Here is a 14,550-nt window from a genome sequence, read left to right on the forward strand (position 1 = left end):
CTGGGCTCAGCGCTCCTCTCGGAAGTCGACGTGCCGCCCGACGACCGGGTCGTACTTGCGCAGCGTCATGCGGTCGGGGTCGTTACGGCGGTTCTTGCGGGTCACGTAGGTGTAGCCGGTGCCGGCGGTGGACCGGAGCTTGATGACCGGTCGGAGTTCGTTGCGGGCCATGCGGCGAGAGTATGTGAAAATGGTTTCCATTACCAAGCCACAGTCTTGGAAGGCTCACGAGAGGTAGGTCACCTTGTCCGCCCACTGCCAGCTGACCGGCGCCCAGCCGGGCTTCGGCAACCGCATCTCGCACTCGCACCGGCGTACGTCACGCCGCTTCGACCCCAACATCCAGCGCAAGCGCTACTGGCTGCCGAGCGAGGGCCGGTACGTCCGGCTGACCCTGTCCACCAAGGGCATCAAGACCGTCGACGCCATCGGCATCGAGGCGGCGGTGGCCCGCATCCGCGCCCGCGGGGTGAAGGTCTGATGGCGAAGAAGAGCAAGATCGCGCGCAACGAGCAGCGCAAGACGGTCGTCGAGCGGTACGCGGCCCGGCGCGCCGAGCTGAAGGCGCTCATCCGCCGCCCCTCGACGCCGGAGGCCGACCGCCTCGCCGCCCAGGCGGAGCTGCGCCGCCAGCCGCGCGACGCCAGCGCCACGCGCGTACGCAACCGGGACAGCGTGGACGGGCGGCCGCGCGGTCACCTGCGGAAGTTCGGCATGTCGCGGGTGAACGTGCGGCAGCAGGCGCACGCCGGGTTCCTGCCGGGGGTGCGCAAGTCCTCCTGGTAGCACGCCAACGGCGCGTACCGGCTGGTAGCTTGACGGCGTGAACGTACAGAGGCTCGTACGGAACACGGCCGTCACGGCGACCGGCTGCGTGGCCGCGCTCGCCCTGACCGGCTGCGGCGGCGGCGGCGGCGCGGACACGGGCGACGGCCAGGGGAAGGCCGACGGCGACGCGGCCACCACGCCGTCCTCCCCCGCCGCGTCCCCGGACACGCCCCCGCCCGCCCCGGCCCTCGAAGGCGCGTGGCTCGGCGTCACCGACGGCAAGGCCGTGAACCTCACCGTCAAGAAGGGTCACGTCGTCGTCCTCGCGGAGTCCCGGCTCTGTCAGGGCTCCGCGAGGGACGCGGGGCCGGGCGCGGTGTCCCTGACGGTCAAGTGCCGGGACGGCGACACCGGCCGGGCGCGCGGCACCGCGCGGGAGGCCGGGGGCGGGAAGCTCGTCGTGACGTGGGAGAGCGGCACGACGGACACCCTCACCAAGGCGCCGACCGGGGAGAACGTCCCGACGTCACTGCCGTCCCTGCCGCCACAGCCCTAGGGGGCGCGCAGGGCGTCGGAGAGCGACTCCAGCGCCTCGCGCAGCAGGCGCACCCCCTCGCGTACCACCGGCTCGGGGACCTCGTCGTCCCCGGCCCGGACCTCGTCCCAGCGCGGTACGCGGCCCTCGCGGATGTCCTTGGCGCCGCGTTCGGTCGCGCGGCGCAGCGCGTCCGCGAGGGCGGCGGCCGCGGGGAGCGGGGCGGCGTCGCGGTCCGGGAGGTGGGCCTCCATCAGCATCGTGGCCCGGCCCAGTTGCGCGAGGGCCTGCTCCGCGCCGTCGGCGGCGGTGTGGGACAGGCCCCGGTGCCTGACCGGTTCGTGGGTGGCGCGCGCATGGGCCTCCTGCCAGGCGACCCGGGCGGTACGGGTGGCGAGCACGGCCTCGCGTACGTCGGCGGCGTCGCGGCCGGCGGCCGGGTGCGCGTAGTGGGCGAGCACGCAGGCGGCGTACCGCCCGTCCGCCGCCAGCCAGTCGGCGAGCCGGGCGCGCAGCCGGGGCGTCTCCCACGCCGGGTACACGGCGTACGCCACCATCGCCAGCACCCCGCCGAGCAGCGTCAGCAGCACCCGCTCCGGGACGGTCTGGTCCCAGCTCTCGCCGCCCATGCCGAGTAGGAAGACGACGTACGCCGAGACGCAGACCTGCGCGGCGGCGTAGCCCGTGCGCATCAGCAGGAACATCCCGAAGGCGCAGGCCACGGCGAGCGCGGCGGAGGTGTACGTGCCCGGGGTCGTGGTCCGCACGACGGCGGTGGCCAGCGCCACGCCGAGCAGGGTGCCGCAGAAGCGGGCCACCGCGCGGGCGTAGGTCTGCGTGAAGTCGGGGCGCATGGCCATGACGGCGGCCATCGGCGCCCAGTAGCCGTGCCCGAGGGGCAGCGCCGTACCGAGGAGGTACCCGAGCCCGGCGACGGCCGAGACGCGCACGGCGTGCCGGAAGACGGGCGAGCCGCCGCGCAGTTCGCCCCGGAGGTCGCGCAGGACACCGGGCAGCAGGCTCAGGAGCGAGGGGCGCGAGCGCGCCTCGCCCGGTTCGGCCCGGCCGCTGGGCGCCGCCGTCTCGACGACGTCCTCCAGGAGCGCGGCGAGGCGGACGGCCGCCCGGCGGGCCGGTCCGGTGAGGATCGCCCCGGTGTCGGGGGTGCGGAGCGCGGCGAGGGCGGCGGGCGGGATGGCGGCCGGGCGGCCGTGGCGGATCGCGCCGGCGGCGGTGTCGAGCACGGCCCCGGCGGCGTCGAGGAGCTCGCGCACCCGCGCGCGCTGCGGACCCTCGCGCGGGACGCCGATCGCCGGGTCGGCGAGCGAGGCGAGCACCGGCCGAATGCGCTCGGCGAGCCCGCGCGCCCCGTGCAGCTCGGCCGGCCGGCGGCGGGCCTGGCGGCGGGTGACGGCGGCGGCGCTGCGGGCCGTCATGAGCGGCACCGGGTCGAAGGGCGCCAGCGGATCGTGCCGCAGCCGCCGCGCGTAGTCGGCTTCGGCGGCCAGCGCGTCGGCGAGCGCGTCGCGGTGCGGGCCCCAGCGGCGGAGGGGCACGAGCACGATGAGCGCGGCCTGGACGAGCCCGCCGGCGGCGATGACGAGCGCGTGGCCGGCCGCGGCGGCGACGGAGGTGGGGAGGGTGACGGTGACCAGCATGATGGCGACGTTCGACGACGCGATGACCCCGGCCGTGGGCCCGGCGACCCACGCGAGACCGGCGAGGAACGTCCACGCGACCAGCAGGCAGAGGAACAGCACCGGGTGAGCGGCCGTCAGGTAGCCCACGAAGGTCGACACGGCGAGGCTCACCCCGGACGCGAGCGCCAGCGTCGGCCGCGGCCGCCAGCTGCGCTGGAACGTGGCGACCGCGGCCTGGAACGCCCCGAACGCCGAACTCACCGCCACGGTGGTCCCGAACGCCGCGAGGCTCGCCCCGACGACCAGCGCCAGCCCGGCGGCTCCCCGCAGCGCGATCAGCGGCTCCAGCCTGCGCCGCTCCACCGTGAGCCCCGCACGGGCGGTCGCCTTGAGCGCGCGGAGCCAGGTCATGGGGACGAGGGTAACGGCATACCGCCATATACCGGACACACGCACCCGCGGCGGAAACGACCCCCCGCGTGAGGGGTCGGGGGTGGAGCGTGGGGGGCGGTCGGACGTCAAACGACCGAACTCGCGCGAAGCGCGGTGAACGAGAGTCCGACCACCCCCCACCGGAACCCCCGGCACCCGCCCGAAGCCCACCGGACGCAAGCCACCGCGCAGCGGAAACCCAGCCACCGGGCAGCAAGCGCGGCGCGACAGGGACAGCGCCGCGGCGGCGCGAACACACCAGGCAGCGCCCCACCGGACGCGTGCCGCCACGCCAGACAGAACCCCACCGGCACGAGCCACCACACCCCAGGCAGAACCCCACCGGACGCGAACCACCACACCCCAGGCAGAACCCCACCGGACGCGAACCACCACACCCCAGGCAGAACCCCACCGGACGCGAACCACCACACCCCAGGCAGAGCCCCACCGGACGCAAGCCACCACACCAGGCGAAGCCCCACCGGACGCGTGCCACCACACACCAGGCACGCCTAGCGGGGCAGCGCGCCTCCCGGAGGGTCGGTCCGGGCCCGGTCGGCCGCGTCGCGGCCGTGTTCCCAGCCCGCCGCGTCCACCGCACCGCGCACGCGCGTGGTCGTCGTCGCCGGGAACATCCGGTCCGTCTGCGCCGTCACCGCCACGTCCCGCGCGGCCAGGACCGGCAGCAGCGTCGGTTCGCCGGCGGCGACGCGGCGCGACGTGGCCGCCAGCCGGTCGCCTATCCGCTGCGCGTACGCCAGCAGGAACGCCTGCCGGAACGTCTTCGTCCGCTTCCGTCCGCCCGCCCTCTGCCCGGCCTCCGCCTTCGTCATCGCGCCCGTGCCCTGCACCAGCAGCGAGGTGTAGAGGAGCTCGACGACGTCCAGGTCCGGTTCGTAGCCGACGACCGTCGAGAAGCCGAAGGCCTCGTTCCACACGGCCCGGCAGTGGTTCGCCGCCGCGACGGCGTCCAGCAGGATCGCCTTCGCGGTCTCGTACGGCGCGTCGACGCCGATCCGTATCGCGGCGGGCGCGTCCGCGCTGTGCGTGCGCGCCGCGAGCGCCGCCTCGTCGAGGCTGTGGCGCGCCATCAGCTCCTGCGCCTTCGCGGTGAACGCCTCCGCCTCCTCCGGGTACCCCGTCGCCTCCGCCTTGGCGAGCAGCGCCCGGATTCGGGCGAGCATGCGCGGCTCGCCGTGCACCGGGACCGTGTGTGGCACGGCGGCGCCCGGCGCGGGGCCGACCGGCTCGATCGCGGGCAGCCGGGCCAGCAGCCGGTACAGCTCCAGCACGGCCGTGGCGTACGAGAAGCGGTCGGCGCGCCACGCGGGGCCGGCGGGCAGCTCGGCGAGCTGCGCGGCCCAGCGGGGCGGCGGGTCGGCGTACGCCCGGGCCTCGGCGGCGATCAGCTCCGACACCAGCCGCACATGGTGCTCGTCGAGATCACGCCGCACCAGCCGGACGACGTCGGCGGGCTGCCAGCCGCGCTGCCAGGCCCGGCGTACGAACTCCTCGCCGCGCCGCGCCAGCTCCGCGTCGGCGGCGGGCTCGGCGGCGAGCAGGGACGCGCCGGTGTCGAGGGCCGCGTCACCCTCGGCGTACAGGGCGGCGGCCAGCGCCTTGTCGACCGCGGTGCTCATGGCCGCCGCTCACCGACGGCCCGGCTCACCCGCGCCCGTCCGCCCGTGTGCCCCACCGCCATCGACGCGCCTCCTCACCAGCCGCTTCACCACCGGACACCATGGTCGCAGCCACCACTGACAACCGCCGTCAGGCCGCGGGCGCCGGCCAGCGGGACAGCACCGCGTCCAGCGCGTCGACCGCGCGCCGCCAGGACGCGTCGACGTCGCGCGGGTGGGCGAAGCCCGACGCCGCCTCGATGCCGGCCCAGCCGTGGAAGGTGCTGCGCAGCAGCCGGACCGCGTCCGTGAGGTCCGGCTCGGTCAGCCCGTAGCCGCTCAGCACGGCGGTGGTGGTCTCGATGGAGCGCAGGTGGCCGGGCGACTCGGCGAGCACGGCCGGGTCCAGCCGCAGCTGGTACGCCGCGTACCGCCCGGGGTGCTCCAGGGCGAAGGCCCGGTACGCGTCGGCGAAGGCCCGCAGCGCGTCGCCGCCCGCGCGGCCGGCCACCGCGGCCGTGAGACGGTCGGCGAACTCGCGTGCGGCGAGGACCGCGACCCGCGTGCGCAGGTCGGCGAGGCTCTTGACGTGCGAGTACAGGCTCGCGTCCTTGACTCCGAAGCTCCGCGCCAGGGCCGACACGGTGACCTTGTCCAGGCCCACCTCGTCCGCCAGATCCGCCGCCGCCCGCGTCAGCCGGTCGGCCGTCAGCCCGGCACGCGCCATGAGTCACCCTTCGTCCGTCCCGGAATTCCGCGCCACCTTACCGGCACCCGGGATTGTCGGTGCCGGGTGCGAGACTCGCCGGTGTGAACGAACGCTGGCTCGTCGACGGCACCGAGGGCGGCGGGGCGCGGCTCGCCCCCCTCGGGCGCGACGGCCTGCCCGCCGGGCCCGTGCTGACCGAGCCGGACCTCGTCGAGGCGGTGCGCTCGCGCCCGCACGTCGGCCGCTGGGTGTGGCGCTCCACGTCCGCGCTCCACCCCCGGCTGCTGGCCGCCGGCGTCCGGGTGGAGCGGTGTTACGACATCGAGGCCGCCGAGCAGCTGCTGCTCGGCCACGAGGGGCGCCTCGGGGAGCCGCGCTCCGCGGCCGCGGCGTGGGCGCGGCTGCACGGCCTGCCCGTGCCGTCCGATCCGCCGCCGAGGGCCGCCGAGCCCGGTTCGCAGGCGCCGCTGTTCGAGCCGCGGCCGTCGGCGCTCCCCTTCGAGGCCCTGCTGGAGGTGTACGCGGACCAGGGGCGACGACACGAGGCCGCCGAGCACCCGGGCCGGATGCGGTTGCTGACCGCGGCCGAGTCGGCGGGGTGGTTGGTGGCCACGGAGATGCCCCGGGCCGGCCTGCCGTGGCGGGCCGACGTGCACCGGGCGCTGCTGCGTGAGCTCCTGGGCGAGCGGTACGCGGGCGGGGGCGAGCCGCGCCGGCTGGCGGAGCTCGCGGACGAGGTGTCGGCGGCGTTCGGGCGCCGGGTGCGCCCGGACCTGCCCGCCGAGGTGGTCAAGGCGTTCGCGGAGGCGGGGATCAAGGTGCGCTCGACGCGCCGCTGGGAGCTCGCGAAGCTCGACCACCCGGCGGTCGAGCCGCTCCTCGCGTACAAGAAGCTGTACCGGATCTGGACGGCCCACGGCTGGGGCTGGCTCCAGGACTGGGTGCACGATGGCCGCTTCCGCCCGGAGTACGTACCGGGCGGCACGGTCAGCGGCCGCTGGACGACCAACGGCGGCGGGGCGCTCCAGATCCCCCGGGTGATCCGCCGCGCGGTCGTCGCCGACGAGGGGTGGCGGCTGGTGGTGGCGGACGCGGACCAGATGGAGCCCCGCGTGCTGGCGGCCATCTCCCGCGACCCGGGCCTGATGGAGGTGGCGGGCCACGACGACGACCTCTACACGCGCCTGTCCGACCGCGCCTTCTCCGGCGACCGGACGCACGCCAAGCTGGCGCTGCTCGGCGCGATCTACGGACAGACCAGCGGCGACGGCCTGAAGAACCTGGCGGCGCTGCGCCGCCGCTTCCCCCGGGCGGTGGCGTACGTGGACGACGCGGCGAAGGCGGGCGAGGAGGGGCGGCTGGTGCGCACCTGGCTCGGCCGGACGAGCCCCCGCGCGGCGGGCGCGGCCGAGGCGGACGAGGCGGGCCTCCCCCAGGAGGGCACCGAGGAACCGGTGTCCGACGGCGAGTTCACCCCGGGCTACGCCTCGGTGAACGCCCGCGCGCGCGGCCGGTTCACCCGGAACTTCGTGGTGCAGGGCAGCGCCGCCGACTGGGCGCTGCTGATGCTGGCCGCGCTGCGCCGGTCGCTGGCGGGCATGCGGGCCGAGCTGGTGTTCTTCCAGCACGACGAGGTGATCGTGCACTGCCCGGCCGAGGAGGCCCCGGCGGTCGCGGAAGCGATCCGCGCGGCCGGGGACACGGCCGGGCGGGTCGCCTTCGGGGAGACACCGGTGCGGTTTCCGTTCACGACGGCGACGGTGGAGTGCTACGCCGACGCGAAGTGAGCACCGCGCCCGGCCGTCGGCCCGGGTCGTACACCGGGTTGCGCAACGGGGCGGGCCCCGCATCCGTGGATTCGGATGCGGGGCCCGCCCTGGTGGTCACACCGGAAGGCTGCGCCTGCGTCAGTCGACGGACGCGCTGAAGTTCTCGGAGATGACGTCCTCGAGGATGTGCGACAGAGCGGAGTCACCCTTGACCGCCGTGGAGTTCTCCGTGCACTGCTGGTTCTGCTGGTCGCTGAGGATGTCCTGAACACCGATGTTGATGAGGGCCACGATGTTCTGCACGTCCTCGATGGGCACGGCGATGCAGGGCTTGTTGAGCGTCCCCTGAATGAGGCCCACCTGCGGGCTCATGTGGCCACCGGTGACGGTGTTGCCGTACACCTGCTTCGAAAAGTTGCCGTTCTGCGTGTCGACCCCGCGGTCGCCCGTGGCGGAGGCCATCGGCGCGGAGGCGCCCAGGACGACCGCGGCCATGCCGGCGGTAGCCAGAACCTTCTTGATCATGGTCCATCCTTCTCGTCGAGAGACCCGCTGCTCGGGTCGTCCTGCCGCGCCCACTCGGGGAGGGCGCCATGCGGTTGCTGAAGTCTTCGGGAGTGCGGCCGTGGTGGCCGCAGAGGGGACCGGCCCGCGCGGACGTCGCGCGGGCCGGTGGCCACACTCTTAGTCGACGGAGGCGGAGGCGTTCTCCGAGAGCACGTCCTCGAGGATGTGCGACAGCGGGGCGTCGCCCTTGACCGCCGTGGAGTTCTCCGCGCACTGCTGGTTCTGCTGGTCGCTGAGGATGTCCTGAACACCGATGTTGATGAGGGCCACGATGTTCTGCACGTCCTCGATGGGCACAGCGATGCAGGGCTTGTTGAGCGACCCCTGGATGAGCCCGATCTGCGGGCTCATGTAACCGCCGGTGTAGGTGTTGCCGTACGACTGCGTGGCGAAGTTGCCGTTCTGCGTGTCGACCCCGCGGTCACCCACGGCGGCGGCCATCGGCGCGGAGGCGCCCAGGACGGCCGCAGCCACGCCGGCGGTAGCCAGAACCTTCTTGATCATGGTCCATCCTTCTCGTCGAGAGACCCGTGTACTTGGGTCGCCCTGATCAACAGCCCAGCGCGGTTTCAGTTGCGCGTTGTCACTCGAAGAGCTCAATCACGAAAAGACGGACTCACCGTTTTTACGACCATAGTTTTGTCTTTGTCTGACCCCGTCCTCAGCGGGTACACATCCGGTATGGACGCTCTCATCACGCACAGCATGGAATTGGCCGAGAGGGACCATCTTGTGGGGATCGGCCCGCTGGTCGCCGGGATCATCCTCGTCGGCTTCCTGATCGGCGCCTTCTGGCTGGGGCGGCGCATCCGGTCGCGGGAGCCGGCCCCGCCCAACCCGGCCGACCAGCCGCACCGGCCGGCGGACGCGGGCCTGCCGGGCGAGGCCGAGGGCTACCGCAAGCCCGCCGAGCTGGCCGAGCGTGAGGACCGGGTGATGCCGTACGAGCTGAAGCACGAGAACACGGAGCCGGACACGTCACCGCGCACCGAGCACGACCACAAGTGGCGCGGCGCGCCCAGCGGCGGCTTCGGCAGCGGCGGCCCCACCACGGGCGGCTGACCGCTCCCCCTCCCGGCCGTCCGGCCTCCGGCCACCTCGGATCGACCCCGCCCGGACCACCGCGGGCGGGGTCGATCCGGCATCGTTTCGCGGTGGCCCGCACGGGCACCCGGGGGGCATGCCCAGCACGGACCCCGCCCGCGGCCCCGGTACGGACGTCGGGGCGCGCCCGGCGCACCCGCCCGCGCGGGCCGACGGGCGGGACGCCGCGCGGATCGCCGCGCAGGTCATCGCACCGGCCCTCGCCACGGGCCTCGCCGTCCGGCGCCGCGCCGGGATGGCGCTGGCCGAGCGGTACGCCGTCGACCGGCGCGCGACCGGGCTCCTCACCGCGCTGCGCGACCGTTACGGCCCCGGCCCCCTGCGGCTCGACCTGGCCGGGCGGCGCCTCGCGGTCGTACTCGACGCCGGGGACGCCCGGCACGTCCTGGACGGCACGCCGGACCCGTACTCCCCCGCCGGCCGCCCGGGCAGCGCCGCGGCGGCGCACTTCCAGCCCCACGGGGTGCTGACCTCGCACGGGACGCGGCGCTACGAGCGGCGCGCGTTCAACGAAGGCGTCCTGGAGTACGGCCAGCAGCTGCACAGCCTGGCTCCGCACTTCGTACGGGCGGTACGGGAGGAGACCGGGCGGCTGCTCGGCGCGACCACCGCCGGGGACGGCGAGATCGGCTGGAGCGCGTTCCGGGAGGCGTGGGACCGCACCGCGCGGCGCGTCGTGCTCGGTGACGCCGCCCGCGACGACACCGGCCTCGGCGCGGCGCTGGGGCGGCTGCGCTCCACCCGGGCGCCGGCCGGGCTCCGGGACCGTTTCGAGCGCCGGCTGCGCGACCACCTGGACCACGCGGAACCCGGCAGCCTCGCCGTGGAGATCGCGAGGGCGGCGGAGGGCGCGGGCGCCGGGGCCGCGGACCCGGTGGGGCAGGTGCCGCACTGGCTGTCGGCCTTCGACGCGGCGGGCGTCGCGGCGTTCCGCACCCTCGCCGTGCTCGCCACGCACGAGCCGCAGACGGGACAGGTCCGCGGCGAACTGGCCGTCACCGACCTCACGGAGCCGCACCTGCTGCCGTACACGCGGGCCTGCGTCCTGGAGTCCGTACGGCTGTGGCCGACCACGCCGTTCCTCGTGCGCGAGTCGGTCCGCGACACCGTCTGGGGTGGCCAGACCCTGCCGCGCGGGACGGAGTTCCTCATCTACGCGCCGCTCTTCCACCGGGACGAGGCCCTGCCGTACTCCGACCGCTTCACGCCGGAGATCTGGCTGGACGGGACCGCGCAGGACACCGAGGCGCTGATGCCGTTCAGCGCGGGCCCCGGCGAGTGCCCCGGCCAGGACCTGGTGCTGCTGGTCGCCTCGACGACGCTCGCCGCGCTGCTGGAGCGCCACGCCTACCTGCCGTACCGGCCCGGCCTGCTGCGGCCCGACCGGCCGCTGCCCCGCACCCTCGACCACTTCGGCCTGCGCTTTGTGGCACTTCCGCACATTTCGCGCGGGTGGCTGTGACATGATGCGAGAGCCTCGCCACGGCTGTGAACGGAAAGGTCCGGCATGGCTCCTCGCTCCGGGAAATGGCAGCGCGTACCCCTCATTCCGCAGAGCAGGCAGGCGGCGGGGACCGAACCGTCGCCCCTCTATTCCACGCTGATGCGTGAGTGGAGAGCACAGGGGCGTGCGGTGCCCGGAGTACCGGACCACGAATGGCAGGCCCTGATCTCCCGCCCCGTCTGGCCCAGTCGTTGAGCCATTCGTCGGGGCACATGGTTCGCATTCGAGTGAATCAGTGCGGAAATCAGCCTCAATGACGCCTTTCCGCTTTCACATTCGTTCTGATTTTCGCAGTGGAAGCCGAGCCCCTCATCACGGGCTCGATCGTCACGAGATCCGTGGCATGACTTCCTCCTGCGGAAAGGAAGCCGAACTATGAAGTGCAAGAAGGCTGCGGTGGCCATCGTCGGTCTGGTCATGGCGCTGGGCGCGGCCGCGCCCGCCGCCGCTGACGCCGAGGCCAACGGTGTCGCCGCCAACAGCCCGGGGATCCTCTCTGGCAACGTCGTCCAGGTGCCGATTCACGTGCCGATCAACATCTGCGGCAACACGATCAACATCGTCGGCCTGCTCAACCCGGCCTTCGGGAACGTCTGCATCAACTCCTCGAAGGACGGCTCCGACAAGGAGAAGTGAGCGCGGCGGGCGTGATGTAGCGCCTCTGCCCCGATCGGTCAGCGAGATCCGAAGCCGGTCCCGGACGCTTGATCCGGGGCCGGCTTCGTGCGTCCGCGGGGCTCCGCTGCCCCAAGCGGGCGATGAATTCCACCAACGGTCTACGGAAAGGCGGACCCGCATTCCCGATCGGCCCCTTGGTCATACTTTTGATCCATCCGACGGACGGCCCCGGTACCGTGCCGCGCGAAGGAGCAGACATGGCCGATCGGAAAAAGCGGAGAACGCGTACATGGCCGACGGCGCTCGCCGCCGGTCTCCTTGTCCCAGGAGTCTTCTCGGGAGCCTTCGTGACGCCTCCGGCCCACGCCGCCGAGCCGCCGGCCCCCTCTCCGGCACCGGCCCCGGCGCTGGGCGCGTACCTGCACTACGGGCCGCCCGGGATCCGGCGGATGACGGAGCTGCAGCGGTGGCTCGGCGGCACCGAGCTGCGGGTCGGGCACACTTACCTGCCGGGTGACCTGTGGAGCAACATCGAGGGCCTTCCCGGGTTCCTGCAGCCGTGGGCGGAGTGGCGGCGCGCCCGCGAGGACCGGCTGTTCGTGCTCAACGTCCCCATGCTGCCCCGCAACGAGGACCACCTGCCGGACCCGGTCGTGCGGCAGATGCTGCGGCTCGGCGCGGCCGGGGCGTTCGACCACCACTTCCGGACGCTCGCCGAGCGGCTCGTCCGGCTGGGGGCGCCGGACACCGTCCTCGTCGTGGGGTGGGAGATGAACGGCATCACGTACACGCACCGGTGCGGGCCGGACCCGGAGGCGTGGAAGACGTACTGGCGCCGCATCGTCACCGCCATGCGGGCCGTGCCGGGCCAGCGGTTCCGGTTCGACTTCGCGCCGAGCCGCGGGACGGACGCCGTTCCGTGGACCGCGTGCTACCCCGGCGACGACGTCGTCGACATCGTGGGGATGGACTCCTACGACCAGCCGCCCGGCGAGACCTTCGACGACATGGTCGAGCAGCCTTACGGGCTGCGCCATCACGTGGAATTCGCCGCCGCTCACGGAAAGCCGATCTCATACCCCGAGTGGGGCCTGTTCCGCAACGGCGACAATCCCGAGTTCATGCGGCGGATGCTGGAGTGGATCGACGAGCACAAACCGCTGTACCACACCATCACGGACTACTGCCCGCACGGCGTCTGGCAGTGTGACGACAATCCGAGGTCGTCGGAGGTGTTCCGTACGAAGCTGTCGCTGCCCAGGCCTCAGCCGAAGCCCGACGAGACCGAGCCCGGGGGCGGGGCGACGCCCCCGCCGGAGCCGGTGGAGCCCAAGCCGGTGCCCGTCGAACCGGGACCGCCCGTGACACCGGCCCCGCCCCCGTGCCGGGTGATGGACCTCGGCCCGTGGATCCGCCAATGGCTCGGCACCACGCTCTGCGTCCCCGTCGAGTGGGTGCACTTCAGCCGGGCCTGACGCCCGGACGCCCGCTCAGCCCTCGCCGCGCCGCTCGCGCGCCACGTCCGCAGCCCAGCCGCGGACGCCCGCGTACGCCGCCCGCAGCAGCAGGGCGGGGGCCATCCGGCGGCGCGCCAGCAGCAGCCGCTGGTTGCGGACGGGCGCCGGGCGCCACTGGCGCTTGTACGGCTCCGTGCCGCGCAGCAGGCTGAGCGTGGCCCGGCCGTTCGCGCTGCACTCGGTCGCGCAGTTGCGCAGCAGCATCGTCGTCACGTCCACCTTGCCGGCGCGCAGCGCGGGATCGGCCCCGTACAGATAGGCGCCGCACAGGCGCGGCGACATCAGGGTGAGGTCGGCGGCGACCACGTCACCGCCGATGCGGAACTCCGTCACCATGGCGTTGCCCGACTCGACCATCGGCCGCACGGCCCGTTCGAGGTGCTCGGCGAACCGGGCGCTGAGGTGCTCCGCCGTCACCCCGCGCCCCGCCCACTGCCGCCGGTGCAGGAGCAGGAGCCGCCGCAGCGCCACCGGTACCTCCGCGGCCGGGACGACACGCTGCTGGACGCCGAGCCTGTCGATCTTGCGCAGCTTGGAACGGGACCGCTGCGCCCGTGCCGACGGGAGGCGCTCGACCAATCCGTCGATGGTGAGAGCGGGCAGCTCCAGGCAGATGGAGTCGGGCAGCCTGCGCCGCGGGCCGCGCCAGCACGCGTAGACCCGCTCGGCGGCCGCCCCCGCGCGTACCTCCCGCAGGTCCAGCACGGCGGTACGGGTGAGGGCGCCGAGCGCCCGGGCCAGCTCGGGCACGGCCTGCGCGCACGCGTCGTCGACCAGGACGTCCGAGAAGTCGGTGATGGTCCCGCCCAGATGGGTCAGCACCGGCACCGGGCCGGGCACCAGCCGCAGCGGCGCCGCCGCGACGAGCCGCCCGTGCCGGCGTACCAGGACGAGGCGGAGGCGGCCCGGGGTGCCGTACGACACCCACCACGAGTGCAGCCAGGAGTGCGCCTGGAACGGGGTGGCGGCCTCGCACCGCCGGTACAGGTCCGCCCACTCGTCCGCGAGCCGGCCGAACTCCTCGCCGTCCCGGCAGACGGTCGTCTCCCAGCTCATACCGCCTCCGGCCGCGTGGCGGCCGACGGATGCGGCGCCGGCGGCGGCACCGGGCCGGGCAGGGCCGGGTGCCGGTCGCGCCCCGCACCCCGGCCCCCGCGCGGCCGGGTCAGCAGCGCCAGCCCGCCCAGCAGCCCGCCCGCGCAGCCGCCGACGAGCGCGGCGAGCGGCGCGGACGGCGAGACCGGGCTCGTCGGCCGGGCCGCCCGGGTGAACTGCAGCACCTTCACTCCGGTGCTCTCCTCGGTGTGGCCGCCCTTCCGTACGAGGGCCCTCGCCACGCTGTCGGCGAGGGCGGCCGCGGTCGCCGGGTCCGCCGCCCGTCCCGTCAGCGAGATCATCGGCGCGTCGGGCGAGGTCGCCGCCTGGACGCTCGCGCGCAGGGTGCCCGCCGTCACGCCCGCCTCCACCTGGGCGTCGCCGGTGACCGCGATGTCGGCGGCGACCCGCCCGTACGCCTGCGCGAGCCCCATCGCCCCGGCCGGGTCGGACCCCTCGGTCGCCACGACGACGACATGGCTGGTCGCCGCGTACTCCGGCGTCTTCAGCAGGCCGTACGCGCCACCGAAGGCGATGCCCAGCAGCACGGCCGCGGGAACGAACCACCGGCGGCTGCGGGCCTTCGCCACGGTGCTCCTCAGGACGGTGCTCCTCAGTCTGGTCAGCCAGCCGATCACCCGGCGTACGACAAGGGAATGAGGGGTCATCG

16 protein-coding genes are annotated in these 14,550 nt (G+C 74.3%); 8 read left to right on the forward strand and 8 right to left on the reverse strand.

The window, feature by feature from the left end; all coding sequences use genetic code 11:
- Positions 1-6: 6 nt before the first annotated feature.
- Positions 7-171, reverse strand: a complete 165-nt coding sequence (gene rpmG, locus AC07FJ_RS13380; protein ID WP_003999141.1) for a 50S ribosomal protein L33 — start codon at positions 169-171, stop codon at positions 7-9.
- A gap of 73 nt (positions 172-244) precedes the next feature.
- Between rpmG and rpmB the strand changes: the two genes are divergently transcribed.
- Genes rpmB through AC07FJ_RS13395 form a run of 3 tightly spaced genes read left to right on the forward strand, consistent with a single transcriptional unit; the run spans position 245 to position 1,324 of the window.
- Positions 245-481 (forward strand): 50S ribosomal protein L28, encoded by a 237-nt coding sequence (gene rpmB, locus AC07FJ_RS13385; protein ID WP_361428623.1) that lies wholly within the window; start codon positions 245-247, stop codon positions 479-481.
- On the forward strand, positions 481-786 hold the full coding sequence (rpsN, locus tag AC07FJ_RS13390) for a 30S ribosomal protein S14 (protein WP_361428625.1): 306 nt from the start codon (positions 481-483) through the stop codon (positions 784-786). The genes rpmB and rpsN overlap by 1 nt, the downstream gene beginning before the upstream one ends.
- 37 nt (positions 787-823) lie before the next feature.
- Entirely contained in the window at positions 824-1,324 is a 501-nt protein-coding gene (locus tag AC07FJ_RS13395; protein WP_479048500.1) for a hypothetical protein, read from the forward strand.
- Here the strand turns inward: AC07FJ_RS13395 and AC07FJ_RS13400 are convergent.
- From AC07FJ_RS13400 to AC07FJ_RS13410, 3 genes are all read right to left on the reverse strand, one after another.
- Positions 1,321-3,354, reverse strand: coding sequence for an FUSC family protein (locus tag AC07FJ_RS13400; protein ID WP_479048502.1), 2,034 nt, complete (start codon positions 3,352-3,354; stop codon positions 1,321-1,323). The two genes, AC07FJ_RS13395 and AC07FJ_RS13400, sit on opposite strands and share 4 nt — an antisense overlap.
- A 536-nt stretch (positions 3,355-3,890) precedes the next feature.
- Positions 3,891-5,018, reverse strand: a complete 1,128-nt coding sequence (locus tag AC07FJ_RS13405) for a DUF2786 domain-containing protein (protein WP_479048504.1) — start codon at positions 5,016-5,018, stop codon at positions 3,891-3,893.
- A 130-nt stretch (positions 5,019-5,148) separates the two neighbouring features.
- Positions 5,149-5,724, reverse strand: a complete 576-nt coding sequence (locus AC07FJ_RS13410) for a TetR/AcrR family transcriptional regulator (protein WP_361425853.1) — start codon at positions 5,722-5,724, stop codon at positions 5,149-5,151.
- Positions 5,725-5,807: 83 nt separating this feature from the next.
- On the opposite strand from AC07FJ_RS13410, the gene AC07FJ_RS13415 reads away from it, so the two are divergent.
- On the forward strand, positions 5,808-7,493 hold the full coding sequence (locus AC07FJ_RS13415; RefSeq protein WP_479048506.1) for a bifunctional 3'-5' exonuclease/DNA polymerase: 1,686 nt from the start codon (positions 5,808-5,810) through the stop codon (positions 7,491-7,493).
- Positions 7,494-7,613: 120 nt separating this feature from the next.
- Here the strand turns inward: AC07FJ_RS13415 and AC07FJ_RS13420 are convergent, their stop codons facing one another.
- Together AC07FJ_RS13420 and AC07FJ_RS13425 are read right to left on the reverse strand one after the other, a co-directional pair.
- Positions 7,614-8,000, reverse strand: a complete 387-nt coding sequence (locus AC07FJ_RS13420; protein WP_479048508.1) for a rodlin — start codon at positions 7,998-8,000, stop codon at positions 7,614-7,616.
- Between the two features lie 159 nt (positions 8,001-8,159).
- Positions 8,160-8,546 (reverse strand): rodlin, encoded by a 387-nt coding sequence (locus AC07FJ_RS13425; protein WP_073756949.1) that lies wholly within the window; start codon positions 8,544-8,546, stop codon positions 8,160-8,162.
- A gap of 177 nt (positions 8,547-8,723) precedes the next feature.
- On the opposite strand from AC07FJ_RS13425, the gene AC07FJ_RS13430 reads away from it, so the two are divergent.
- The 4 genes from AC07FJ_RS13430 (at position 8,724) to AC07FJ_RS13445 (ending at position 12,743) form a co-directional block, all read left to right on the forward strand.
- Complete coding sequence (locus tag AC07FJ_RS13430) at positions 8,724-9,104, forward strand: DUF6479 family protein (RefSeq protein ID WP_479048511.1); 381 nt, start codon at positions 8,724-8,726, stop codon at positions 9,102-9,104.
- Between the two features lie 118 nt (positions 9,105-9,222).
- Positions 9,223-10,608, forward strand: coding sequence for a cytochrome P450 (locus AC07FJ_RS13435; protein WP_479048512.1), 1,386 nt, complete (start codon positions 9,223-9,225; stop codon positions 10,606-10,608).
- 417 nt (positions 10,609-11,025) lie between these two features.
- On the forward strand, positions 11,026-11,286 hold the full coding sequence (locus AC07FJ_RS13440; RefSeq protein WP_479048514.1) for a chaplin: 261 nt from the start codon (positions 11,026-11,028) through the stop codon (positions 11,284-11,286).
- Positions 11,287-11,525: 239 nt separating this feature from the next.
- Positions 11,526-12,743: a glycoside hydrolase family 26 protein gene (locus AC07FJ_RS13445; protein WP_479048516.1), complete on the forward strand. Its 1,218-nt coding sequence runs from the start codon at positions 11,526-11,528 to the stop codon at positions 12,741-12,743.
- Between the two features lie 15 nt (positions 12,744-12,758).
- Here the strand turns inward: AC07FJ_RS13445 and AC07FJ_RS13450 are convergent, their stop codons facing one another.
- Both AC07FJ_RS13450 and AC07FJ_RS13455 read right to left on the reverse strand, forming a co-directional pair.
- Positions 12,759-13,841: a GNAT family N-acetyltransferase gene (locus tag AC07FJ_RS13450; RefSeq protein ID WP_479048518.1), complete on the reverse strand. Its 1,083-nt coding sequence runs from the start codon at positions 13,839-13,841 to the stop codon at positions 12,759-12,761.
- Positions 13,838-14,548, reverse strand: a complete 711-nt coding sequence (locus AC07FJ_RS13455; protein WP_479048520.1) for a YveK family protein — start codon at positions 14,546-14,548, stop codon at positions 13,838-13,840. Before AC07FJ_RS13455 ends, AC07FJ_RS13450 begins: the two co-directional genes overlap by 4 nt.
- Positions 14,549-14,550: the final 2 nt, after the last annotated feature.

The organism is Streptomyces sp. NPDC045998 (assembly GCF_056430285.1).